General features: G+C 60.0%; 16 protein-coding genes. 7 read left to right on the forward strand and 9 right to left on the reverse strand.

Going from position 1 to position 25,160, the window contains the following annotated elements; genetic code table 11:
- The first annotated feature begins 104 nt into the window (after positions 1 to 104).
- Both ACYJ11_RS04060 and ACYJ11_RS04065 read left to right on the forward strand, forming a co-directional pair.
- A complete protein-coding gene (locus ACYJ11_RS04060) occupies positions 105 to 1,037 on the forward strand; it encodes a hypothetical protein (RefSeq protein ID WP_461646818.1) in 933 nt (310 codons plus the stop codon).
- Between the two features lie 816 nt (positions 1,038 to 1,853).
- Positions 1,854 to 2,858, forward strand: a complete 1,005-nt coding sequence (locus ACYJ11_RS04065; protein WP_461646819.1) for a PhoU domain-containing protein — start codon at positions 1,854 to 1,856, stop codon at positions 2,856 to 2,858.
- Between the two features lie 43 nt (positions 2,859 to 2,901).
- Here the strand turns inward: ACYJ11_RS04065 and ACYJ11_RS04070 are convergent, their stop codons facing one another.
- Entirely contained in the window at positions 2,902 to 3,687 is a 786-nt protein-coding gene (locus ACYJ11_RS04070) for a DUF7260 family protein (protein ID WP_461646820.1), read from the reverse strand.
- Positions 3,688 to 5,116: 1,429 nt separating this feature from the next.
- Between ACYJ11_RS04070 and ACYJ11_RS04075 the strand changes: the two genes are divergently transcribed.
- Genes ACYJ11_RS04075 through ACYJ11_RS04095 form a run of 5 tightly spaced genes read left to right on the forward strand, consistent with a single transcriptional unit; the run spans position 5,117 to position 12,540 of the window.
- The gene (locus ACYJ11_RS04075; protein ID WP_461646821.1) at positions 5,117 to 6,262 is read left to right on the forward strand and encodes a hypothetical protein; all 1,146 of its coding nucleotides are present in this window, start codon (positions 5,117 to 5,119) and stop codon (positions 6,260 to 6,262) included.
- A gap of 8 nt (positions 6,263 to 6,270) precedes the next feature.
- Positions 6,271 to 7,344, forward strand: a complete 1,074-nt coding sequence (locus ACYJ11_RS04080; protein ID WP_461646822.1) for a hypothetical protein — start codon at positions 6,271 to 6,273, stop codon at positions 7,342 to 7,344.
- Between the two features lie 58 nt (positions 7,345 to 7,402).
- Complete coding sequence (locus ACYJ11_RS04085) at positions 7,403 to 8,062, forward strand: hypothetical protein (protein ID WP_461646823.1); 660 nt, start codon at positions 7,403 to 7,405, stop codon at positions 8,060 to 8,062.
- Positions 8,059 to 9,666: an AAA family ATPase gene (locus ACYJ11_RS04090; protein ID WP_461646824.1), complete on the forward strand. Its 1,608-nt coding sequence runs from the start codon at positions 8,059 to 8,061 to the stop codon at positions 9,664 to 9,666. Before ACYJ11_RS04085 ends, ACYJ11_RS04090 begins: the two co-directional genes overlap by 4 nt.
- A gap of 3 nt (positions 9,667 to 9,669) precedes the next feature.
- A complete protein-coding gene (locus tag ACYJ11_RS04095) occupies positions 9,670 to 12,540 on the forward strand; it encodes an outer membrane protein assembly factor BamB family protein (protein WP_461646825.1) in 2,871 nt (956 codons plus the stop codon).
- Here ACYJ11_RS04095 and ACYJ11_RS04100 read toward each other — a convergent pair.
- From ACYJ11_RS04100 to ACYJ11_RS04135, 8 genes are read right to left on the reverse strand one after another with little or no spacing between them, the layout of a single operon-like run.
- Entirely contained in the window at positions 12,503 to 15,190 is a 2,688-nt protein-coding gene (locus tag ACYJ11_RS04100; protein WP_461646826.1) for a hypothetical protein, read from the reverse strand. The two genes, ACYJ11_RS04095 and ACYJ11_RS04100, sit on opposite strands and share 38 nt — an antisense overlap.
- Positions 15,183 to 16,220 carry a hypothetical protein gene (locus tag ACYJ11_RS04105; protein ID WP_461646827.1) on the reverse strand — a complete coding sequence of 346 codons (1,038 nt, stop codon included), beginning with the start codon at positions 16,218 to 16,220 and terminating at the stop codon, positions 15,183 to 15,185. Before ACYJ11_RS04105 ends, ACYJ11_RS04100 begins: the two co-directional genes overlap by 8 nt.
- Before the next feature lie 2 nt (positions 16,221 to 16,222).
- The gene (locus ACYJ11_RS04110; RefSeq protein WP_461646828.1) at positions 16,223 to 19,321 is read right to left on the reverse strand and encodes a hypothetical protein; all 3,099 of its coding nucleotides are present in this window, start codon (positions 19,319 to 19,321) and stop codon (positions 16,223 to 16,225) included.
- Positions 19,322 to 19,332: 11 nt separating this feature from the next.
- Positions 19,333 to 20,562: an FtsZ/tubulin family protein gene (locus ACYJ11_RS04115; RefSeq protein WP_461646829.1), complete on the reverse strand. Its 1,230-nt coding sequence runs from the start codon at positions 20,560 to 20,562 to the stop codon at positions 19,333 to 19,335.
- A 2-nt stretch (positions 20,563 to 20,564) separates the two neighbouring features.
- On the reverse strand, positions 20,565 to 22,640 hold the full coding sequence (locus tag ACYJ11_RS04120; RefSeq protein ID WP_461646830.1) for a hypothetical protein: 2,076 nt from the start codon (positions 22,638 to 22,640) through the stop codon (positions 20,565 to 20,567).
- A complete protein-coding gene (locus tag ACYJ11_RS04125) occupies positions 22,637 to 23,701 on the reverse strand; it encodes a hypothetical protein (protein WP_461646831.1) in 1,065 nt (354 codons plus the stop codon). Before ACYJ11_RS04125 ends, ACYJ11_RS04120 begins: the two co-directional genes overlap by 4 nt.
- Positions 23,698 to 23,943: a hypothetical protein gene (locus ACYJ11_RS04130; protein WP_127014171.1), complete on the reverse strand. Its 246-nt coding sequence runs from the start codon at positions 23,941 to 23,943 to the stop codon at positions 23,698 to 23,700. The genes ACYJ11_RS04125 and ACYJ11_RS04130 overlap by 4 nt, the downstream gene beginning before the upstream one ends.
- Positions 23,940 to 25,121, reverse strand: a complete 1,182-nt coding sequence (locus ACYJ11_RS04135; RefSeq protein WP_461646832.1) for an FtsZ/tubulin family protein — start codon at positions 25,119 to 25,121, stop codon at positions 23,940 to 23,942. Before ACYJ11_RS04135 ends, ACYJ11_RS04130 begins: the two co-directional genes overlap by 4 nt.
- Between the last annotated feature and the right edge of the window lie 39 nt (positions 25,122 to 25,160).

Here is a 25,160-nt window from a genome sequence, read left to right on the forward strand (position 1 = left end):
TCAATGGGTATGGATACAGTGTCTATGTGAGGAAATATACTGCTATTATTTCTATATATTGAACGACGGAAAAGATGATACCGCTCCGACGCGACCGATCGCTCATGAGCCGAGCAGACGGGGACCGCAACCTGGCTGACCGACAGTTGGAGACGGCAGTCGACGACGTGGTGGCCGCGGAGGACGTTGCCCGTGAGACGGCGAGGGCAACGCTGAGCCGCGTCGCCGAGGATGGAGTCATCACCGTCGATGCCTTCGAAGCGGCACTCAGCGAGACAGCGAAGGTCCTCTCGACGGCTGAGACACGGACTGAGCTGGCCGTTTCGGCCCTGGAGGACGCACGAGCGGCGGCCGAACCGGTCGCCGACCTGGCTGTCGTCCAGGCACGATTGGACGACCTGGCGGCAGAGGTCGATGCAGCGACGGCAGACCTCGAAACCGTCCAGGCGGCACTCGGAGCGATCACCGGCCGCGACACGGGAGTCACCTACACCGCGGTCCGGGAGATGCGGGACGTGTATGAGGACGCCTCGTCGGTTCAGGGGCGTGCCGACGAGGTTCAGGTCGCTCTTGAGGAGTTCGAGACGTGGGTGACTGACGAAGACGAACGCGCTGCCGGGGTACACGCAGACGTGGACGACCTCGCGGCAGCAGTCGACGCACTTGAGGATTCGGTCGAGGATGTCATGGTGGACGGCGATGCGGCAGCTTGGGCCGATACAGCGATACAGCGCGCGTCGCTCGCCCTCTTTGTCAGGGATCTTCGAGCCGAACTGGACACACTCCGGTCGTGGCCAGTTGCGACCGACGGAGATCCCGACTGGGACGCTGTCGCGGAACGCATCGACACGCTCGACGAGCGGGTGACCGATATGGCTTCGAGCCTAGAACGAGCCGGCCAGCCAACGTGGCGAGACCGTCACGGGGCGTCCGTCGATGCGGTGGAACAGATGCTATCGGACTGGCAACCACCCGTCGACTGGGCCGCCGTTCAGTCGGAACTCGACGACCTTCGCCCGGCCGACCGCACGACGTGACTGTTTCGAGCGCCGACGCGCTCATCAGCTACTACCGGCGTACGCTATTCTGTGGTGTATTCCGACGCGAATTCCGGTGCAATATCTAATACTGCCGTCAACCTATCTCCGAACGGTTGAACCGACCACTGACGGCGCTGTGCTCCGGCCGATGGAACTGTCGACCCTCCCGGCAACAGTGATCCCCCTCACCGTGAGCGAGGCGTGGAACGTCACCGCGCAAGTGGTCGTGATAGAGACAGGTCTAATTCGGTCAGTTCAGGTTCGGTACGACACAACCATTCGCAGCGAGCAGGTCCGCGTGGAAATTCGACACCGGACCCGCACAGTCAGGAATACGAGCGTCACTCGCCCGGAGTGGGCCGCCTAACTGTGCGCCAACTGCCCTACACTTCGCTCAACCTGATGGCCTCGCTCGTGGAGGGTGGGGCTTTGATTTCCTTCGACGAGCGGTCCGGTCGATTGCACGCCACGTACACCCGCACGAACACAAACCTGACGAGACAGATAATGAGTAGTCTACTATGATGGATATATTGTGCACTATACTACTATATAGAATTGATGTGTTAAAAACCCACAAACAAGCATAATCATATCTGGACTTTTACTTCCTCAGGCCACTAGAGACCCGAATACGGCGTATATGGGCGAGCGCCCGGAAGTAGCATTTTCAGCCCGTTGAATTGCTCATGCCAGTAAATATTGCCGCAGATTCGACGTTTAGCCGGTGGATATGTCCCCAAATATTAGATCTCGGATATAGTATATAGATATGAGTGGATTTATATCATCTCGTGAACGAGTGCCAGTCACATGGAGACACGCAAGGTCCAGGTGACAGGCGGATCGACGTACACCGTCTCCCTACCCAAGGAATGGGCGACAGAAAACGACGTGAGCGCGGGCAGCGTCGTCGAATTCCACGCCGAACGGGACCTGCTGTTGCTCGCTCCACAGCGGGACAACGGCCGCGTGGAGGGGAGTCTCGACGTGGATGGACTCGAAAACAGGCACGAACTCACGCGGGCGGTGATGACGATGTACGTCAGCGGCTTCGACATCATCCAACTCGAAGCGACTCGGATAACGGCCGAGCAGCGTCGCATCATCCGCGATGCGACCCAGGGACTGGTCGGTTTAGAGATGATCGAGGAGACAACCAACCGGGTCGTCCTGCAGGACCTGCTCGATTCGTCGGAACTGTCGGTCCACAACGCGATCACGCGAATGCGGCTGGTCTCGCTGACGATGCTCTCCGACGCTGTCGAGGCACTTATCGAAGACGACGACGACCTTGCGGCAGATGTGATGCAACGCGACGACGACGTGGACCGCCTCTGGTACATGGTTTCGCGCGTGTTCCGAACCGTCCTCCGAAACCCAACGGCAGCGAACGAGATCGGGTTCCCGCGCGAGACCGTCTTCGACTTCCAGTCTAGTGCCCGCCAGCTAGAGCGTATCGCCGACCACGCGACCAAGATCGCCAGCCTCTCCCAGGAAATCGGGGAGATCACCGGGGAAACCGCCGACCTGCTCGATCAGCTGGAAGCAGAGGCGATTGCCGTCCCAGAGACTGCGATGGACGCCCTGTTGACCGAGGACTCCGATGAAGCCGTCGAGTTGGCAAACGAGGCCCGGAGCCAGATCCCCGGTGTCGACGAGACTGCCCGTGAGGTCGACGGGCAGATCCGCGAGTTCGACCCACAGAGCGCACAGGTACTGGGCCTCATCGTCGATTCCCTGTCCCGGACCGCTGACTACGGCGGTAACATCGCCGAGAGCGCGCTCCAGAAGGCTGCGCCGCGACCGCAGTCCTGACGAATCCGCAAAACGCAGAACGATAGACAGCTGCCTTGTCGCCTTAACTCGTCGAAACGATGCAGTGACGACGATGCCGCCTGATCGTGTCGAGACAGTCGACAGTGTCAGCGAGCGCCGGACACGTCACTGGACAGTCGCCGTAGAGATACCGAGCGAGACTGGTTCCGTCAACACCGGAGAGGGCGGCGGCCGACCGGTTGTGGAGTTGCTGCTGGCGGGTCGCCGCGGCCGCCTCACAGTCGGCTTCGATTTCGGCGAGCTGCGCGTCGATGCTGTCGAGTCGTGCCGGATCAGTCGTTCGGCGTGCGTTCGCACCGAGTGCGGCCCCGCGGCGTTCACAGTCGTCGAGTGTCGCTCGCACAGACTGTAACGACTCTCGCTCGTCTTCAAGTGCCGGGAGCAACGTCTCGCGCTCGTCGCGTGCTCCCTCGCTCGCGGTCAGGAGTGCCTCGTACAACTGCGGGGTCAGGCGCGTTCCCGTGGCGATCTGCGTGCCGAGTTCCGGCCCGAACTCCATCGACATGTTCGCCTCCAGCGAGTCGTCGTACTCGGCCTCGAAGTGTGGCACAGCCATGACCGTCTCTCGGTAGGCTTCCCGGACGGCACGCAGGCTCGCCTCTGGTTTCGGCCGCCGGGCACTGAGTGCCGACACCCCGCCCGCTGCGGTGTCGGCGATGCCCGCGGATTGCACCGTCGGTTCGATGGACACGAGCTTAGACCGAAAGCGACTGAAAGCCGACAGTTCAGCCTCTATACAGTCGACCTCCCGCTGAACGACAGCGAGCGCCTGCTCGATCTGTGGCTGGCTCGTCTCAGTGTCAGACACGGAGTACTCGACCGAACGGTCGGCTGTCGTCGTATAGGTATTTTATATGTTCGCTATATAGTCGACAGTACTGCTATCGCCGAGCAACCAACGGGCAGATCGGGACAAGCTCGGCAGGCCGTGCTACTATCGTTTTCCAGCGGTTTCAGGAGCCAGTTCTCTAGCAGTGAATAACCGATTGTGGTTAGCTGAATTGAGGCGCTAAGCCCCTTCTTCAGCGAGCACCGACCGGATAGGAGGCGCGAGCAGGGAAGGATACAGCGCCGCACAGTTTTTACACAATTCGGCGGCAGGCTCACAGGCCCACGAAGTCGCAACGGTATCTATCTAGTCGTTACCTCCGCTGGGACAGGCGATCTCTGGCGTCCGCTACTGGTAATTCTCTCCCTCACTACCCACATTTCAGCAGATCCAATAGTAGCCATTGAAAATCGATGCACACCTGATCGCACGATATCAGTGCGATCAGTGTGTGAACCGTTTCAATTGTTGCTATAGCCCGATACTGAACCATCGATGATAGCCATATCTCGTTCCCATGATGTCGCGCTTGGGTATATTAAAGGGACAGATGGTACAGTCTACAAGGTATTTATAGAGAATTAGCGTCGAATGGGTCTGGATAGATATGTTCGCAAAGGTATGAGGTTTATTTAATATTATAACCATCCATTTCATATTAAAATATGCATAGGGACATAATGTAAGAGGGACGACCGATCGAGCGACTAGTGGAGGAGGTACCGCTAACATTTTTGTCCGATTGTGATAGTCATTCACGTGTGCCAACAAAATCAAGCGGCTCACATGTGGGAGGGCACCTGATATCGCTTGTCGCGGGAGCACTGTTAGTGGAGCACGTTACTGCGTTTCTCCCGTCATTCCGTGAGTTATCACACGTAGCTGGCAACGTGTTTACCCGCATCACTGGGGTCGCTCTTCCGAATCAAATCAGTGGAATGCTTCTCATTTCGGCGGTGTTGATGCTGATCTGGGGCGTTGGGTTTCATTTCTATCATACATGATTCGGAAAGGTCAGTCTACGTTCGTGTCTCGGGATTAGAATTGCAATGGGCGTCTCGAGGCTCCAGAAAATCAGGCATCCACACTGCGGTCCAAATAGGTCTCAGCAGCGCGCAACTGCGTAGTTATGGGCGTGAAATAATATCTGTACTACTATTATAATATGTCATCTCGTTTATTATTCAAGGGTGGTTCGACGCTAATTCTGGCTGTACAACTATTTTCGCTCGTACAATCTTGGGAATGATAGGTCAACTGTTGTTGATGGTGGAGGTGTGTGAAACCACCTGTCCCACCTAAACACTGAATGAGCGATTCATCGGAAACAGACAACATCCGACAAGACAGTGCCCTGAGGGGAAATTTTCAGGACAACATTTACTAACCGAGCCGTACATTTTCGTATATGATACGTCCCGTCGATGAGGAAGCGCTACAGGATATATGTCGGGACATTGCGCTCGACAACTTCGGGTTCCTGTACGTAAACGATCACAAAGACCAGATACAAACAGAGTACGAAAGTTCCGAGACGGGGTTGACAAAAGCCGGAAGCCTGTCGCTGTCTGATATTGAGGGGACACTACAGGATATCGCGGAGGACGATATCTCACCGTTCGAACGCCGTCGGAGCGGTGTCTACTACTACGATCCGTTCGAAACGCGCGAAGGCAGTCGTGTTAGCGACGAACTCAAGAGTATCTTTACCTACGATCTGGTAGTGAACACCCAGACAATCGAGTCGCGGTTCGACATCGCTCCGACCGATGTGGGTTTTTTCACCGACGAACTCAAACGCGAGAATTACGTCCAGCGTATCGCTGCAGGTGACCGCGACTACTTTGTCAGCGGGCCGCGGCTGAAAGACGAAACATCCGGCGACGCAAGCGTTGATTCCCGATTGCAGGAGGAAGCAAAGCACGGGACAATCTCACACACTGATCTGGAGACCGTCGTAGATGTTGCCGCCACGAACGACGTCATTCGGTTCCTAGAGAAGAACGACTTCATCGCTGACCTCGACGGCGAGTATCTTGTCAAGAACGCGATCGACGACTACTGCGCGGAGTTGGCTCACCGGATGACTGAACGCGTTGAGACGGAGTTCGAGGAAGCCGGGTACGTCATCCCGCAATCTGAACTCGATCAGATCGTTGTGAACAATATCAACGACGATGTCGACCTCCTCCGTACGGCGCCAGAACTGCGTGACGACGTCATTCAGGCAACGAAGGATACGCTTAGGCCCGAGCTCGGTCTCGAAACAGAACGCGCTGGACACGGTACGGTGATGGTTCTTATGCAGTCCGGTACGAACGACGCCGACGGCTTTGACGAGTTCGTCGACACTCACGCGCAGATGATCTTCGACCGTGTCATCGACAGTGATGAAACCCTGACTAAGGCCGAAGACTACCGGGAAGTCGGCCATCCGATGATCGAGGAGTTAGACGTCGGCAAGACAGAAACGACCCAGTCATTCCTTCGCGACGCAATCACCGACCGGTTCGACAAACTGGTCGATATCGAGTGGAGCAGCGAACGAGCCTGAATACACCAATGACACAGATATACACCGAATTCAGTGAACCGCGGGAGATGTCCGACGGCGAGTACATTATCGCCAGATCGCAGAAACAGAACTTCGACGATGTCCGAATCGAGACCGGGTGGTTCGATGCCGAACCCGGTGAGAAGGGCAAGTGGGAGACGGTCGTCGGTGCGATAATCCAGAACGACCTGATGGGGGAGATGAACCTCCAAGAAGGGAAAGGATCTATCAGCCGTGACAAAGCAGTCAAGAACCTCACTAAGAGAACCAGTGGAGGTGAGTCGTTCGCTGAGAACGAGGAGATAGCACACGCCCTACTCGACTACTTCGACGCTGAGGAAGGTGCGATAACCATCGACGACGGCGATGTGATACTACTGTCAGACCCGAACGCACTCGCTGATGAGGAAGCGGATATTAACGGCAGCGCCGAATACCGTATCCTCAGCTGGGCCGCCGCGATAGACGCCTGTATAGACCGCATGGACGGGACCCTCTCCGAGTTCGAACAGGCAAAAGAGCGGCTGCAAGACCGCACTTCGGAGGTCAAGAACGAACCCAGTGAAGCCGAACGCCTGATGAAAGAGCGGGGACAGGAGCTCCGAACGCTGGGGAGCGGATCGGGCATTCCCGACCCGGCTGATCTCGACGAAAGTGACCGGGGCCGATACGAACAACTCAAGGAAGACTTCGTCTACTACAAGAAACTCCACGAAGTCGAACAGGAGAATCTCGGCGCCGTCGAACAGGGAATCAATCAACTCGTCCGGAACATCGACCGACTTGAAGCCGCCAAGGGGACCTACGAAGAAAAGCTGGACCAAGTCCGGCGTTGGGCGCTTAGCAAACAGGTATTCCCCGACGACGCTATTGATCTTGCAAACAACATGGCCGACATGATAACTGCCCTGTCGAACACCTCCAGCGTCTCCGAAGAGGTGGATCAGATGGACAGTGAAGACCTCAAAGACGCGGTCAGCGACGCGCTGAACTCAACCGACACCATGACTGAAGTTGCCAATGAGACGGTCGACGATGATCTCGGCGACACAACCGACGACATGGTGATGGATCAGGACTGACGATGCCCGATTCCGGGACCTACGATGCGGCGGTCGGGCACACTGGGGGCGCTAATCGATGCTAGCGTGTTCGCTTGTCGTCGGGTGTCGCGAGATTCACCACGCCGTCGAGCGCGTCCTTGCAGCACCGAAACTCGCCGATAACCCTCAGTGCTGGGCGGAGGTGACCCACATTCGGTCGACGCTGCTTGACCTTGCGTCACAGCTACAGGGTGCGTTCCCGTACGCGGAACTGCAACGGAGCTTGGTTGTCAGTGCCATCGACACTGACCCTGTGTTCACCATACTTCGCTGTCGCTACGACGAAACCGTCTCGATAGAGGCCATCCGGGACTCGCTTTCCGCGGCGGGCCACGACCCCGACTCGGTCCTCAAAAGCGAGCGTCTCCGAACCGTCGGCGAGACTGTCACTGTTCCACTCGGTGTCGATCCTGACTACCGGAACTGGCAGGTTGTCGTCGGATTCACGCTCGCACGGGCCACCGAGGCGTCGAACCAGGTCAATCGTATCGTCTCGCGGTTAATAGCCGACGGCCTCGCCGATGACGCTGCAATAGTCGCCCGCTGGCGCTCTGTCGACGAATGGTTGGTAGCGCTCACGGACTTGCTCTCACGGGCAATAGCGCGGTCAGACCTGTACACGCACTTCACGACCACCAACGACGAATCCCTTGACAGTCTTCTTGACTGGACAACTAATAGCCTACAACATCAATGACACGAACAAATCTTACCCCAATAATCGAGACGGAACAGCCCACAGCGTACGTCAAGATCGGTAAGACTATTATCGGAAACTCAACGACGCTGGTAAAGATAGAGAGCAGCGGCACGAGCGTTTACTTCTATGCTAAGCCTGTCGACGACTATCTCTCAGGCAACAAGAACAAGGCACGCCTCCATGAGAACGTCGCCGAATTGTTCGGACCTGGCGACCAGATCGCCGACCCGTCGACGTTCATCGTCGACACCGGTGTCTCGGTGAACAAGGTTCCCGACTGCGCTGAGGCCGAACTGTACATCCAGGGATCTGCTACCCGAGAGCAGGTTGAATCGTTTATGCGGGAGAACAACTACCTGCTCCACTCCATAGAGGAAGTCATCAGCACGTCCAATGGCTTCGTCAGTGTCGATGTCGCATCCGTGAGTCCCGCCCGATACAGCACCGTCCGCGTGACCCCGGAGACGGAACTGACGTTCCTTGATCGGGAGGCCTATGAGCGACAGAAAAGTAGTGACAGGGGTCGCGACGAACAGTCCGGGAGCGGTGATGCCGGAGAAATGGATGTAGATATCGATGTCTCGCCAGAGAAACCGACGGTTAGCTTCGAGGACGACGTAGCGGGTCTTGAAGAGGTTAAAGAGACTGCTAGGATGCTGCTGGCGCTGTTCGATCCTGAGACAAAGCAGGCGGTGAGCGACCGTTACGGCGAGAGTTTCGCGTCACGCGGCGGTAGTATGCTCCTGTATGGTCCGCCGGGCTGTGGGAAGACGCTCGTCTCGGAGGCTATCGCATACGAAGCGGCCAACAACACGAACATCGAGGAGGAGTACGGCGACGTGAAGTTCCTCCCGGTGAAAGGCGGCGACATTCTCTCACGGTATCCAGGTGAAGCTGAGCGTCGTGTCGAAGCCGTCTTTGAGGAGGCTCATCGGGTCGCACAAGACGGATTCGCCGTTCTCTTTTTCGACGAGATAGAGACGCTCATTCCAGACCGGAGTGACGATAATCTCCAGCGCCACGAACGCTCCTTGACCAATGCATTCCTCCAAGAGATGGGGACCGACAAGATGGAGGACAACCTGCTGGTCATCGGTGCGACGAACATGCCGTTTACCATTGACCCGGCAGCGAGCCGCCGGTTCCCGCTTCAGCAGTTCATCCCTCAGCCGGGCCAGGCCGTGATGAGCCAGGTCTGGGAGAAGGAACTCGCTAGTCTCGAAGCGGCAAACGGCGACGCGAACATCGATTACGACCAGCTTGGTGACGCCTCTATCGGGTACACGCCAGCCGAGATTGCCGACCGTGTTCTGGGTACCGACCTGCAACGCGACCTCATCAGAAGCGTGATAGACGACTCCAGAGAGCCAGTCACGCCGGACACAGCGTACCTGCTTGGCCGTCTGGAGGACCACCAGCCGAAGACGGTACGACAGTTCGTCACCAGCGTCAGGGACGAAGCCGACGCTCTGGAAGGATATCCGGCGATGCGCGATTACGTCAGTGAGCAGGCCGAGCGGCTAGACCTCTCGATGGGCAGTGGGTCACTGGCCGACCAACTGGCCGCCGTCGCGGAGAACGACGACAGTTCGGGGGCGTAATCAATGTCATGGGGGGACCGAACATACACGACGGTCACGGAGTTCTCGCTCGGGAGCGACACCATGTTTGCCGCCGATACGTCGGCGGTGGTACTGGCGACACCCGCAGGCCGCATCAACGTTGTCGGTGAAGACGGGACGCGGACGCTCTCCGTCGGCGGGCCAGTCGAATCTGTGGCGGCTGACGGTTATGTGTTTACGCTCGCCGACGGAACAGTGACTGCACAGACGACAAGCGGTATCGAACTGTGGACGACGACCGTCGAGACGGCGACGGCGATTGCGGTCGTTGGAACCGGTGGCCTCCTAGCCTGTGTCACCGATGACGGTCGTGTTGTCGGACTGGACACCGAAACCGGAACCGAACTATACGACAGCGAGCGGCCCCACGCTGACGTCTCGGATATCGCGGCAGTGACCGGCGGACACGGACGCGTGGCTGTCGCCGCCTGGTCGTTTCTAACGGCGCTCGATGACACCGGCGACGTGCTGTTCGACCGAAACCTCGATGGAGCCATCGCTCAGGTAGCTGTCCTCAGCGACGCTGTCGTGGTGAAACTGAAAGACGGCCGGCTGACCCGACTGTCGCTCCCTGAGGCTTCCCAGACGTGGACACAGTCGACGGACGCCCATGACCTGTCACCGCTTGACGACGGCGTTCTGACGGTCGACGACGAGGGCCTCAACTACGTCGATAGTCACGGTACCGTCGAACCCCTTTCGCTGCCGGGCGGTGACAGAGTCGTCGCAGCGACTGACGGCTCGTTCGTCGTCACTGCCGGGGGTGGCACACAGACGGTGTTTCGCCGCGGAAGACCGCCAGCCGCCAGTCTCGAAGCCACACTGCTGACCGAGACGGTCAGTGCAGGGGAGCCAGTCCGCTACCGGGTCACTAACGCGGGGACCGACCACGTCGACGTTCCGGTAACTGCGTCGACGCCGGCTGACAGCCCGATTCAGGTGAGCGGGCAACAGACAACTGTTTCGCTCGCCCCCGGGGACACCATGGAGGTCGGTGTTCGTGTCCGAGACGTAACCGAGGGGACACCAGCGACAGTGACGCTCAACGCCGACGGGACAACAGTCACGACGGATACGGTGGAAGCTGACCGGGACGTTGACCCGACAGCCGCCATAGAAGCTGTCCCGACTGACCAGCGTGTCACACCGGACGGCATCGAGACAACTATCTCAGTGACAAACGACGATACATCGCCAGTTGAGATAGCCACGGAGGACGAGACAATTACCGTCCCCGCCGGTGACAGTAGGTCCGTGACAGCGCTGCCGTCGACCGACGCCGAGCCGACCTGCTCGCTGTCCGTGACTGTCGGTGACCGGACCGAGACGATGCCGGTACCTATCGACCACCCCACCGGTTCACCGACACTCGATATCTCCGCTGGAGGCGACCACTCGAGCCCCTTCCTGGACGTGACTGTCGCCACACCGTTCGAGGCGACGCTCGTCGGGAGCCTGACTGTGGAAGCCGGGGACCGGCTATCGCTCACTCGGCCGGTCGAACTCCCCGGCGATACAGAACTCCGCCTTGCCGTCCCACTGACCGAGTCGTTCACCGCGGGCGGTCTCGACGTTACCGCGTCGCTCAAGGGCCACGGCGTGTCCGAGCAGGAGACACTGCCCAGGGACACGTGGAAGCACCCTGACAGACCCGGGGACGATTCGGACACTCGCTCTGACCACGCATCACCGGCTACCGCCCAGTTCGCTCAGGAGGCGTCGGACCCAGTCACTGACCGGTCGACAACATCACAGACAGGGGCGGAGTCCGCCGACACGAGAGGCGAGCGTTCCAGCGACCAGACGGCCCGTCCCGAGCTCCAGACTAACAGAGCCGTGCCAGAGTCGGTCCCGAAGGGCCACAAATTCACGGAGACGGTTGCGGTGACGAACACTGGGACGCGCCCGGCAACGGACATCACACTCGAACTGGCCGGCCAGCAGTTCCACGTCGACCGCCTCGAACCCGACCAACGCCTCGAAATCGAGCGTGACCACGCCGTATTCGAGACCGGACCGTTCGACATCAAGGGCGGCACAGTCGCCCACAGCGGAGAATCGCTCCGCTTCACAACCCGGACAGTGAGCGTGGATCAGTCACGGTTTCTGCTCCGTGTAACTGCCAGCGGCGGCCCCTCCGAGACAAAACTGGCGTTCAGGTGCACGAACACTAGTGACACCCCCCGTCGGGTCAACGCACTCGGCATCGATCCGGAGACAGGACCCGACCGAGTATGGCGACTCTCCGACAGCCCGGATCTCGCGCCCGGCGAAACCGTCTCTTTCGAACGCACTGCCGACTTGGATGTGCCGGATACCCCGTTTTCGGCTGGCGTCCAGTACCAGGGATTGGACGAAGAGACGGTGGGGGTCTGGACCCTCGCGGCGGTCGGGTCAGACACAGAACAGGACAGCTTGTTCAGTCTCTCTGCCGTACCACAGTCACACCCGGTCGTCGGCCGCAACACGACTATCGAGTGTACACTGACAGCTGGGACCACGGTGTCAGACCTGACCGTCGAGGCTGACGGCGGGATGGTCACACCACTTGCGACCGGCGAGCGCGACATCGGTCACGTAGAGGCCGGGAATGCGCAGCGGCACGTCGTCGACATCGAGCCAGCCACACAGGGTGAAGCGACGTTTACCGTGACGGTGACGGGCGTCGTCGCTGACGAGGATATCGAGCGGACGTTCAATGTTACCGGGCCCGTCGCTGCTGCCGACGCTGAACTGGCTGACACTGATATCGTGGACGAGTGGACCGTGACCGAGAACGGTGAGACGGAGTCCGGAGAGAGTGTTTCTCACCTGGTTACGCCGTGTCGTTCGCCAACAGGAAATCGCCTCTGACTGCTTCCGTCGAGTCCTGCACGTACCGGTAGATCGCTCGGGCTTCAAGACCGAGTCCAGTTATGAACGCGACCACAACGAACCCGGCCAGTCCAAACGACAGCAGTCGGCCCTGCTCCATCCGCTGAGAGAAGGCCATCCGCTCGGACTGAGCCGTCTGTGCGCGGCTGGACGCTCCAGCGGACTCGAACTGTTGTTCAGCCTGCGTGTACGACTCAACGACAGCCGACTGTTGTCGCTCGACACCATCCAGGTTCCCTATCCAGTACACCGGCCGACCGCCGACAGTCAGTAGCGTCCCGGCGGTGAGATTCGCCTGGTCCTGGCGGGCTGACTGCAGGTTCGCGTTCCCGTCACTGACGAGCGTGGAGTAGTTACTGAACGCCGATTGAGACTCCGCTTCCAGCCGTTCTGCCTCTGAATCGTCGCCAGCGAGGGCTGCAAGCTGTGCGAGTTGGCGAGTGGTCTGCGCCCGCTCGAGCATCGTCGTGTCGTTCGACGCCAGTCGCTGCTCGTAGTGGCCACGTTGCTCATCGAGGAGTTCTGTGAGAATCTCTTCGGCGGTACCGGCAGCGCGGTCCAGTCGCGTGCGTGCGGCCGGTGTCTGCACGCGGCCGGACGCAGACGCAAGCGTGTTGTACGTCGCTGCCGCTCGCGTCAGCGACCGCTGTGCCGCAGTGTGGTTTCCGGCATCCATCTGTTGCCGAGCGTCGATCGTGTACCGGAGGAACAATGCGGTGCTTCGACCGGCCGCGCTGACGGTCGTGACGTCGTTCCTGGCCTGTTGGGAGCTGTCCTCTCGTATTTCTGTCGTCAGTTCCTCCATCGCGCTTGCCGTCTCACTGGCGACAGTCCGATGACGGTTATCGCCGTTACTTTCGGCCGCCCGCAAGTCATCGACCGTCGCCGTGAAATCGACAGGTCGCGGCGTAGCCGTGACGGTGATGGTTTGTGTTTCGATATTATCGCCGGTGATGCGATACTCCCACGTGTACTGGGTGAAAAACTGCGCACGCGTGTCGAAGGTGAGTGAGGTAACCAGTGGCGAAGTCTCACCGGCGGCCAGTGAGTCGGGCCGTTCCGCGAGCGTGAGCCAGCCTTCTTGGGGCCCAGACACCAGACGTATGTCGAAGTTCTCGATGTCGTTGTACCCCAATCGTTCGCTGATAGCGATGTTCCGGGTAGCGGTTCGGGTCGCGACAACGCGCCCGTAGGCTATGTCCGTCGTCTCCACGTCGATTTCTGTCTCGTGTTCGACAGAGATTGTTGCGGACGTGCGCTCCTGTCCGGCCTCTTGAGCGTCGACAGCCACGTTCATCCGCCGGTCGCCCGGATCCGAATCGGCGTCAGCGGTCACCCGCACCTCGACGGTTCTGGAACTCTGTCCGGGGATGGTGTCGGGCGCATCGACGACTGTCGCCGTCATTTCGCTCCCTGTAATTGTCGGGGTCACTGACGAGATATCCATCGGCCGGTCGCCGCCGTTCTCTATTGTAACCGGTACCGTGTTCGAGAATTCGCTCTGCTGGGCGCGTGGCTCGTCGAACGCGATGGTGCGGTCCGGCGCGGAGACCGACTCGTAGTAGGGAGGATAGATGACGCGAGCGGTGAACAAGATGGTGGTGCCGGTCCCATCCGGATCGTCGGGTCGGAGTGTCGCGTCCCAAGAGAGATCCGTGTGTTGCTGTGCGCTCGATTCTGGTGATATCGTCACTGTCCCGACCCGCTCACCATTTGCTTCAATGTAGCCGTCGACGCCCGATAGCGTTATTTCCCCGTCGGGATGCTGGTTGTCGAAGACTACCTGCACGCCGTTAACATCCTCGTACCCACCGCTTTCCTCCAGAATGAAATCGCCCGAGACAGACTCACCGATGAGAACGTCTCCAAGATCGATGTCCCTATCATCTGCGGTCAGTACGGGCGCTTTGATGACATCGATGGTAACGGTGAACGATTCGGTGTTGCCCAAGGAATCCTCAACAGTCACAGTAAACGAATGTGCCCCCTCTGAAAGGGATTCCTCGGCCGACACGTCGACTTCAACGGTTTCAGTGTCACCGGCACCGATTTCCGATGGCGTCGAGACATCAACGTCCATCCCCGACGGGACACCGTTTGTCGACGCCGAGACGCCGGTCATGACGCCGTCGCCTCTGTTATCCACATCGACATCAATAGTCGTCGACGCGGTGCTGTCTGTCGTGAACGACACCTCGCCGTCCTGTGAGTCGACCGAATCGAACTGTGGCTCCAGCACTTCGACATCCACTGATAGTGTTTCCGAGTAGCTCCCGCTGGGGCCGCTCACCGACGAGAACAGGTCGTAGGTACCCTCTCTAGCTCCGTCCTGAGCGGTCACCTCGTACTCGACGGTGTAACTCTGACCGGCTTCGACTGTGAACGACTCGCTGCTCTGGAGCGTGAAGGTCACGTCCCCAGCGCTTTGACTATCGCTGGTCGGGCTGACAGTAGCAGTCCCGTTCCCCTGGGCCGTGAAAGAGTAACTGAGCGTCGTCGTATCGCTGTCACCGCTCTCTGCGGCTTCCAGTTCGAGCGTGCCCGTGTTGGAGGCTGCCGCCAGACCGACACTAGTGACGAGACACAGCACTACGAACGCAACCGTCGCTACGCGGGTCGAGTTATCCACGGATCATCGCCCCCACGAGCACGGAGTCGCCGTGTGCTGCGGCCTCTAAGTCCCGCTTCCAGACTGTCAGCCGCCAAGCGATAAGCGAACACACGAGTCCGAGGACTGCAGTGTAGCCGACGATGAGAACGGCACTCGCGAGCGCCAGTGTGGTCCGGACGCTCCCGATACTTGACTGGACCGTTGTCAGTGCGCTGGCCCGCGACGAAAGCCCGTGTTTCTCCGCCAGAAAGACGGCGGTTTCCGCTTCGACTGCCGCCGACTGTGCGTCCCGGTACTTCGGGAACACGCTGAAGCCGTACGTTATCAGCGCACCTGTGACGCTGTCACAGTCGGTACAGCTATCGACGAACGCCGATGCACTCGCTGCTGAGGTGTTCATTTCTGAGATATCTGCCTGATATGTTTGCTCGGTGCTCTCCACGCGGAGCAGTACCTGTGAGTAGCGGTCGGTCGCTCCCGCTCGCTGGTAGGCTAGTGCGGCCCGGCGCAGCGTCGTGATACGGTCTGGGGTCACCGATTCTGATTCGGCGGCAGACTGGAGTGACCGACCGGTACGGTCGTAGAACCGCTCTAGAGCGACTGCCGAGAGGACAGCGTATTGCTCGCCACCCTCGACGGTCCGTAGCTGACTGCTGACCGCGTTTGTTTCGTTTGCCGCGTCGATTGCGGCTCCGTACTCGCCGGCCTGCTGATGGCTATAGGCCCTGTCGAAGGTCTGCAGCAGGTCGAGCACGAGTGCCATCCGCTCGGCTTTCGTCTCGGTGAAGTTCCCGATCTGGACCGCAAGGACTGCCTGGGACCGGATGATCTCGAACTCGCTGTAGCTCGTGTACGCGGCCGTCCCGTTCAGGTCTCGGAACGCCGTCAGGTACGCCGACGCAGAGTCCGGCGCTGTTTCGTTGGTCTGTGCGAACGCGGTCGGCTGGTCAGTGGCCACCGGGGTCGACGTGGCCGGGCTCGCACTGGTCGCAGCCGGCACCGTGACCATCCCGAGGACGACAACCAGAATGACGTAGTAGCTTTTCATTGTTAGTACACCGTCCGTTCCATCCGCCTTCGAAGGTCGTCGTCGTCGAACAGGCCATCAATCGCATCCAGTAGCGCCTCCGCAACCGCGATGAGCGCCGCCGACTGGACCTGTGTCGCGCCCGTGTTGTCCCGGACCATTGTCCGGACCGCCTCCCACATCTCCCGTGCCGGGCTTACCTCCGCCATGTCGCTGACCGAGGCCGAGATACGCTCGTCCACTGTCTCAAGCTGGTCCAGAATCTCGCCCCGCTGTTGCCCGATATCCTGCGTCGCCAGCTCCGTCACCCGAGAGACACTCAGTTGGCCCTGCCACGTCGCCGAGACGGACTGAAGATCGGAACACGCCGAGAACAGGTCGACGTTTCGTTTCGAGGTCATCACGTCGCTGATTGTCTCCGCTGCGACCTCGCCGGCGTCGAGTACCGCGTCGACGACCTCGTCTGGAGAGACACCCGCGACTAGCAGTGGATAGCCACTGTTCGGAACTTCGGCCGCCGTATCGGCGATGGATTCGACGACGCTGGCGTAGTACGCCGGAATCGCCCCGTCACGGCGGCTCACGGTCCCGATGTCGTCGGCGCGGCTGCGGAGCGACCGGACCCGGTCGGTTGCCGCCGACGTGAGCCGGTAGTCGAACTCGACGGCGGTCTTCGTCCGCGCTGTCTCGCCATCCCGAACGGTCACCGACGCCTGCTCGGCGCTGAACTGGGACGGGAACTCTTCCAGCGACGGCTTGATCGAGTAGCGTCCGACCGGGAGGTCCGACAGCGTGACCGACCCGTCCTCCGTCGTGGCCTTCGTCTCCGAGTCCGCCGTGCGCTGGCTCTCGACGGTCACCGGGATCTCGGGAACGCCTCTCCCATCCAGTGTAACCGTAGCGTGGACGCTGCCGACCAGCGGCCGGAGCTTCAACGTTTTACTGACACCTCTGGCGGTATCGGTCGTCGACCACGATGCTGACTCGTACTGTTCGTGGTCGACCTGCATCTCGAACGCTGACGCCGATACCGGTAGTGGTTCGGTCCACTGGCCGTTCTCGCTTGTCCGGCCGGACCGCTGTTCCCCGTCTATTGAGACAGTCACGTCGATATCCGGTATCGGTTCGCCAGTGTCCTGATCAAGTACCGTCACCGACGCGGTAGGTCGGTCAAATGCGATATCGAGTCTGCCATCGTTGGTCTGGATATGTGTGTTGTCGGAAGCCGACTGACCGGCGAATTTTGCTTTCGCTTCCCATCGCCCCTCCTCCAGTTCGATGGTTGCGCTTCCGTCACTGATGTCGACAGTACGCGTCTTGGTTCCCATCTGTTCGTTGACTGTGACTGTCATGGGTTCCCGAATCGGCGTCCCCGCTGAATCGTGAACCCGTATCGTCGTCCGGTAGGTCGTTGGCGTCTGTGCGGCGTCCGTGTTCGTTCTATACGCGCCAACCCCGAGTACGGCGCCCGTCCCGACGTATCCGTAGCCCAGTCCAGTGCTGATCTCGCGCTGGAAGGACACCGGCAGGTACTGGAGGTATAGCAGTGCCAGTACCCCAACGAGGCCGAGACAGACTACGAGGAGACTGGTGTCCAACGCACGCATCATCGTCATGTCGGTCAGTTTGGTGATAAGCTGCCATATACCAAGGATGAAGGCGGCAACCGCAACTGTCGTTGCGATGAATACACCGAGTGCAACGGGGTCGCCCGAAGCGCTCCACCAGCCGAACGGGAGCCAGGCGACGACCGTCCCGACCAGTACGCCGAACGTCAGATGATTCAAATTGGTCTTGCGCTGTGAAAGCCCGTAAGCTATACCGAACGCCCCCGTCCCGAGAACACCGGCGAGTAAGAGGCCGAGATTGTCCTTGAGTACGTTTATTGGTTCCATAGTCGTCTCCTTATCGACACCGGCACCACCGTCGTCTTGCTCGCCGCTACTACCCGTTGCAGTTACCGAAACCACGCGATAATTGTCCTCGGCCTGTCCGAGCAGTGCAACGGTGAAATTGTCGCCGTTCTCACGGACTGGCTTCGGGATCTCCAGCGTTGCGGTCCCACCCTCCGTCGACACGACCGACGCGTCGTATCGCGTTACAGGCCCGCTTTCGTTGATCTGTATCCAGACCGACGAGGGGGCTGTGGGAGCCTCTGGGAGGGTGACGTTCTGCTTGGTCGTGTTCCACTCGACAGTCGCCTGTGCGGATGCGAGTTCCAGGACCGATTCGGGCGACCCACTCTTGTTGTACACCTCACGGTCGCCGTTATCAATGCGGAGATGTAACTTCTCGGCGTACAGCAGTTGCGCGGGTATCGGCAGCGTCCCGCCAGTCCCCGTCGGCCCGCCAGCAGTGACCGTTCGGCTGAACGTGCCTCCAGGCCGCTCCGTCTTGGCCCACACCTCGTACGTTTCACCGTTGTTGACGAGTGGATGGCTCACAGTAGCCTCGCCTGTCGATGGCATGACGTACGCCGGCGCTTCGGCCTGCGGGTTCACATCGTATGAGACCACCGGGTCAGTGTCCGGGAGGACAACGAACGTGATGGTCTCGTACAGCGAGACGTTGCCCTCGAACCGGTCCATTCGGACGCGAATTTCGCCGTCTTTGTACGTCCCGTCAACAGTCGTGTTTCCGGAATTGTACTTGATTGCAACCGGTACAGCCGTCCCCTCGGGAATCCCGACGACCGACGTTCCGTTGACCGGAAGCGTGATGTTACGGCCGTCCACACCGCCCTTATCGCTTCTTTCAACGTATCGAAGGTCTACCGTCTTCCCGACGGTGGTCCCGTTGACCGTCACGTTCACCGTCGCTTCCCTGTGGTCTCCGGGTACGTTCCGGAACGCAGAGACCGGTATCGGTGGAGTGCTTGTCTCCTGTTTCGAAAAGTTCAGGTCGTAGCTCGCGACCTGCGTGTCTCCTAGCGAGACATTGGTGGTCTGGATCCCGTTCTCGTTAAATCCGCCCGTGGAGACGGTCACCGTCACCGAATCTCCATCCCGAGTCACCGTGACGTGTTGGTCGGCCGCGGCGCTGCCAGCGACGGCCCCGAGAACAGCTATCGCAACGACGAGCCAGCAGACGACCACGCGCCCAGTTTTTCCTCGGTGTGCCATCGCCATGTGTGTCACCTCCGATTGTCCGAAAGGTACTCATCGAGGTTCTGCTGAATCGTCCGGAACTGCTCGGCGGTGAACTCCGCCGTCGGCGTGTCGATGTCCGTTGCGAGGCCGTGTTCGGTAGCCTCGTCCATGATTCGGTCGAACTTCGGCCGGGACGCATCAAGCAGCGGGTCGAGATCGAACCCACCGAACAGCAGCAATACGTCGACACTGTCGCCCTGCCGCGAAGATGGCGTCAGCGTCGGCATCTGGTGGACCACCTCGTCCATGCCGTTGTTGTCGAGCCACTGCTGGAGTGCCATCTCCAGATCCGCTTCAGTGTATTCGCCGGCTTCGATGAGATGTTCCGGGGCCCGGACCACGGCGTACACCACCTTGGACGTGCTCGGGTCCATCGGGACGAACACGTTGTCTGCGGCCTTATCGAACAGTAAGTCCAGTTCGAACACCGAGGGCTGATCCATCGCGATGCCGGGCGTGAAGTGGTAGGCATCGAGGCGCGACGGCCAGGTTATGAGGTCTGAAACGTCGACGACGCTGTGTGTCTGGCGGCCGGCCCCAATCATCATATCGACTGCTTCGATGACGTTGCGGTTCACGGATTCATACCGGTCTTCATCAGGGCCGTTGAGGTCCTCATCGTTTGAGACGTGGGTGTTCGAGGCTAGGATAACCATGTCGGCGTTCTGTGTCCCATCGTACCACCGAAGCAGCCGCGAGAGGCCACAGACGGCGTTGAAATGCCGCTGGCCCCCCTCGAAGTCGTACGGCCACGCTGCCAGTGCGACGTGGACGATGTTCTCCATCGCCGAGTTTGGCGGGTCGTCCTTGAGCGACTTGATGATGTACGGCACGGAGCCGTTCCCGGTCCCACCACCGAGAGTCATCATGTAGAGGAACGCGTCGGAGTTACCGATACCGCTTTCCACTATCTGTTCGTTGATACGGTCCTGGTCGATTTCGGCACACTGCTCGCCGCCCGGAAAGTAGTTTCCCACACCGTCGAGCGGGCCGAACTCCAGGGTGTGGTCGGCCCGTATGTCCTGTATGTCGATAGTGTTGCGCTCCAGTCGCTCGATAGTGTTTGCGATATCAGTCCGGTTGGTGTTCATCACCAGCACTCGGTCGTCGATACCGGGATTTTCGGTGCGACTGAACAGCGTCGAAGCGATACGGCCGCCGCCCTCACCGGATGCGAGAACGGCCCAGCGGGTGTACGTGTCTGATTGTGCCATTGCTATGATTTCGTGAGATGATCGTCGGCAACAGTTGCGTCGTCGAGTTCTGCGGTTGCGATATCAGCCAATGCCGCGTCCGGAACCGGTGCGGAGAGGAACCGCTCCCGAAGTTCGTCGAACGCGATCGACTCGCCGTCCTCGAGGTTGTACGCCACGACGTTCTCGAGTTCGCCGACGAGTGTTTCCCCGTCGTAGACGAGAACGGTCCCGTCGTCGAGTTGGGTCGTGCCGTGGTCCGCTCGGTCAGCCCACAGGACCAGCAAACAGGGGATGTAGCTCTCGTCGACACGGTAGGACATCCCAGTGCTGAGATATCCTTCCTCATCGAACCGGTCGTCGAAGGTCTCTTCGAGATCATCCAGATACTGCTCGGACTCCTCCTGCACGCCGTCACAGACGCGGTCCTGAAGTGTCACTTCAGGCAGATCAAGCGAGACTTCGGAGTCAGTGTCGACCTCTGCGGTCGTCTCGGCCGGCCCGAAGTCATCGTCGCTGGGGATGGCTTTTATCGTGTACTCGCCGAAGGGAACGTCGGTGAACGTGGTCGTACCGACGAGCGGCGTCGTCACGGTGTCGGTTGCGGTGTGCCTGTCGCTTTCGAGCGTGATGTTGATATCTCGGTCCGGACCACCGCGCTCGAATTTAGCAGTGACATCGACCGTGTAGGTCTCGGCCTCGCCGTCGATTGAGAGGCTCGGTTCGTCGATATCAAACGAGACCGTCTCGGGGTTTTCCCGGTAGTACAGCCCGAGGAACTGCTCCTCGTGCTGTCTGACCGGGAGATCGTCAGCGCCGACGTAGCCGGTGGCTTGCAACTCCGTGTCGATGACGTCCCGAACGTGGTCGTAGCCGCTCACGACATCGGCTTTCGGTTGCAGGGCGTCCAGTGCCGCAGTGAGTTCGTCGACCGCTTCGACCCAGAGATCCTCGAAATTCTGGAGATCCGATGTCTCCCGTAGGTCCGTGGTGAACCGCCGGTCGTGGGCATCCGGAACGGTGTAGTAGCCGTCCGGGATATCAGCTCGGTCGAGTTTCGCGACCACTGCATCAAGGTCGTCAGCCAGTTCTTCGACAATAACGAGCGCGACATCGCGGGTCGCTTCGCGGTGTTCGGTCAGTGCGGACAGCTCCATCGCGTCGTCGAGATCGGCGACAGCCCGCTGGATGTCACCCACATCCGTGTCCGTGTCGGTAAGGTACTCGTCCGCGTCGCTGGCCTCGATGGTGTCGAGCAGCGAACGGAGAGAGGCTCGGACGGTACTGAACGCGCTTTCGCCCTCTCTGCGGACGATATCACGCGTGTCAAGCAGTGCCATCACGGCGTCCCCAAACCGGTCTGCCGCTGCCGCGGCCCGGGCCTCTGCCAGCTGTTCCTCGACCGTCTCACGGTCCACGTCATCCGTTGAGCCGACGGTGTTCTGTATCGTTTCGGCTGCCGAGTCGACCTGTTCTGTAGCAACCTCACGTGCGTCATCGAGCTGTGCCCCGGCGGCCGTCCAGTCGTCGTCAGGAACGTCCGCTGGCGTCGGGCCTCGCGAAGCCGGCACGAGGTCGTCTATCCGCTCCAGTTCCCCGTTGATAGCCTGAATACGCTGCCGGACTCGCTCTCCAAACGCCTTGTCGAGGTCCTCGTCGAAGGCTTCGATGCGAGTCGCAAGTGAGTTGATGTCCTCCAGTGTGTCGACGCCGTTCAAGGTGAACGCGCCGTTTTCGCGGTCGAAGTCGATACCCGCTGTGCCGAGGTCCGCGATGACTGCGTCCACGCCCAGGCCAAGGCCATCGCCGAACACGTCGGGGTACTCCCGTCGGATCCGCTCGCGCTTTTCCCAGACATCAGTAAAGGATTCGCCGACCTCACGTGCGCGCCGGCGCGTGTACTGCGTCTGATCTGTCCCGGTCGAAGCAATTCGCCGGCGAACCCAAAGGCCGCCGACCACGACTAGCATCGGTGCGATAGCGGCGGCGGCATACACCGCGAGCTGCGACCCGAAGAGGACGAACACACCCGCGCTGAGGAGGCCGCCGAGTAGTACCAAGCCGAATATCCCAGCCATCGTCTTGCCGGAAGATTTCACAGGAGAGCACCTCCCAGGCCGCTCACGACGAGCAGGGCCACGCCACCGACGAGGAAAGCAAGGCCGATAGCCACCGGCACCGTCAACAGCGACCGGTCGAAATCGCTCCCGCTGAAATCACGGAAGTCCTGTGTCTTCTTCCCGAACTGCCTGAGTCTGTACCCCCCGCCGATGGCCCCGATGACGAGGCCAGCCAGTATGCCCGCTGCCATGTTGATGAGAATCGTCTGTCGTGCCGCTTGCTGGACGCTATGCAGCGCCATCCGATACTGTTCGAGTGCGGCTTCAGTCTGCGTGTCTGTCCGCTGTTGGCTCTCGTGGAGGGTTTCGAGTTCCGTCGCGTGGGCGGCACTCGGGCGCATCTCTGCCCGAAGCTGTGCGTATAATTGTGCCCGGAGCATGCGCGCCCGGGCGTCCGCAGTCGACTGCGATGCGTTCATCTCTTCGAGAGTCGTGTTTGCCGACTCCACCTGGTCCAGGAATGCGCCCGGTTCACTGGGGTTAAGACGTGCAGCTGTATCGTTTAGCTCGTTTGCGGCCGTTCTGGTGTCGTTTGTCGCTTCGATGTACTCGGTTTGGTTGGTCTCGTACGTGGCGGCCTGTGTAGAGTGGAACGTCAGCGTCTGGTTCGTCAGCCGCGACTCGACTGTCGGTCCCATTTGGAGGGTGACAGTAAGCTCCGCTGACTGGGGCTTCCCCGAGAGGCTCTCCGGGCCTAGTACGACACGTGTCCCCTCAGTCGGGATTGTCGCGCTATATGTCATCCCGTCACGCTGCACGTTATCTAAACCGGCCTGATCGGTAATCCCCCAGATTTCGCTGCCGCCCTGTTCGGGACGGACGGGACTGCCGTCTTCGCAGTAGGCGACGGAGACGTTCGTCCCGGGATACAGCGTGACACTGTCAGTGTAGCCCTGACTGTGACCGGCAACGAACACGACCGGCGCCCCGGAGATCCCGTTACACGCCTGTTGTATGTCCGCCGTTCGATCTGCCGCTACCGACCCTGAACACAGCACCGCGGCAAGCACGACTGCAATGATGACCGTTCGCGCTCTCATGATAGCTTGGTGTTCCAGTACGCAAACATCGACACGCTTCCGAGTACGATACCGAGGCCGAGGCCGAGCAGGACGCCGGTTCCGGCGTGTAAAAACGGCTGCTGGCTGAGCTGTACTGTCGTTGCGACGTCCGCAGTCCGTCTCTGTGCCGCAGCGATTTCGCTGGCCGCCTGGCCGGAGCTCGACCCGACGAGCAGGGCCAGAGCCACGAGCGTGCTGCCGCCAAGCCAAGCCCGTTTCATGAGACGACGGCCTCGGATTCCTGTTCGTACTCGGCGGCGAGCGATTCGAGTTCAGCGAGTCTGTCAAGGTCTTCCCGGCGATAGGTAAACAGCGTGGTAAACGAGACTAAATTCCGCTTCGTAAGCGTCACGCCCAGATTCACCTCGTCACATCGAGTGGTAAGGAAAGATCGGAGTTTCGAGGTGTCAACCTGATACGCAGTTCCTGCGACGTACTTTGATGGCGCCCGCAGCAGCCCAATTGCTTTCCGGGCCTCCTGTGTATCGACGTTTTCGACAGTCTGTTTGAGGTCCGAAAGGTGCGCCAGTGCGGAAGCATCGACAGTTTTCCCGCCGACGAGGGGCAATAGATACCCTGACAGAGACTGTGTCATCTGAACTGAACGTCCCATCGACGCATAGCCTGTCTCGCTCTGCTCACCGCCAAGACCGAACGAAAGGCTCGTGACGATATCCTGAATGTCGATAATCGGCAGGTCGACATCGTACTCGCTACGGTCTATCCGCTCCAGGACGGTCCCGGAGACCAAGTCGACCATCGACGCCGCGACGTACTCGTTCAGGTCCGTGAACTGGCCTTCGGCGGCCTCGTGGTAGGAAAGCCGCTGATTGTCGACGAGGATTATACCGTCGGCCTCGTCCTCAATACGGTTCAGGCCGTACCGCGCGTTCCAAGCCTGTCGGCTTGGCGAGGCCGTCTCGTCATCGGTTTGGCCGACAGGACCCTGCGTGTTCGGGAGCACACAGACGGCAATCGTCTTGCAGGCCCCATCTGTGTAGTCGTCGATGGCCTCGATAATGTGGGGTGTAATTCCACAGCCTGTCCCGCCACCGAGGCCGCAGAACACGAACGCAAACGGGATGTTCGCCTCGGCAGTGGTCGTTTCGCCGTCTCCCTCCTCGGTCCGCTCCGACAGCTCGTCCCGGAGCGTACCATCGAGGATATCCCGGTTATCAGCCATCACCTCGTCGGCACGGACAGGGTTGCGGCCGAATCCACCGGTGACCTGCTCCTCGAATCCGTCCGTTGTTCCGGGCACCAATCCAGGCCCCTCGGCAACACCGTACCAGTTGTCGCGGCTGATATTCTGTAATTTTTGTAAGTCCCGTATTGTTGAATTGAACACGAGCGGGGTCGCTATCTGCCCCATGTTTTTGTGGGCGAATATCTCGTCCACAATGGAGCTGCCTGCCTGTCCAGCTCCCACAAAAAAGTA

It is taken from the genome of Haloarcula sp. H-GB5 (genome assembly GCF_054850705.1).

Bases quoted from the DNA above. Each gene is read 5' to 3' on its own strand.
- ACYJ11_RS04060 (WP_461646818.1), top strand. From the start codon at position 105: ATGAGCCGAGCAGACGGGGACCGCAACCTGGCTGACCGACAGTTGGAG.
- ACYJ11_RS04065 (WP_461646819.1), top strand. From the start codon at position 1,854: ATGGAGACACGCAAGGTCCAGGTGACAGGCGGATCGACGTACACCGTC.
- ACYJ11_RS04075 (WP_461646821.1), top strand. From the start codon at position 5,117: ATGATACGTCCCGTCGATGAGGAAGCGCTACAGGATATATGTCGGGAC.
- ACYJ11_RS04080 (WP_461646822.1), top strand. From the start codon at position 6,271: ATGACACAGATATACACCGAATTCAGTGAACCGCGGGAGATGTCCGAC.
- ACYJ11_RS04085 (WP_461646823.1), top strand. From the start codon at position 7,403: ATGCTAGCGTGTTCGCTTGTCGTCGGGTGTCGCGAGATTCACCACGCC.
- ACYJ11_RS04090 (WP_461646824.1), top strand. From the start codon at position 8,059: ATGACACGAACAAATCTTACCCCAATAATCGAGACGGAACAGCCCACA.
- ACYJ11_RS04095 (WP_461646825.1), top strand. From the start codon at position 9,670: ATGTCATGGGGGGACCGAACATACACGACGGTCACGGAGTTCTCGCTC.
- ACYJ11_RS04105 (WP_461646827.1), bottom strand. From the start codon at position 16,220: ATGAAAAGCTACTACGTCATTCTGGTTGTCGTCCTCGGGATGGTCACG.
- ACYJ11_RS04110 (WP_461646828.1), bottom strand. From the start codon at position 19,321: ATGGCACACCGAGGAAAAACTGGGCGCGTGGTCGTCTGCTGGCTCGTC.
- ACYJ11_RS04115 (WP_461646829.1), bottom strand. From the start codon at position 20,562: ATGGCACAATCAGACACGTACACCCGCTGGGCCGTTCTCGCATCCGGT.
- ACYJ11_RS04125 (WP_461646831.1), bottom strand. From the start codon at position 23,701: ATGAGAGCGCGAACGGTCATCATTGCAGTCGTGCTTGCCGCGGTGCTG.
- ACYJ11_RS04130 (WP_127014171.1), bottom strand. From the start codon at position 23,943: ATGAAACGGGCTTGGCTTGGCGGCAGCACGCTCGTGGCTCTGGCCCTG.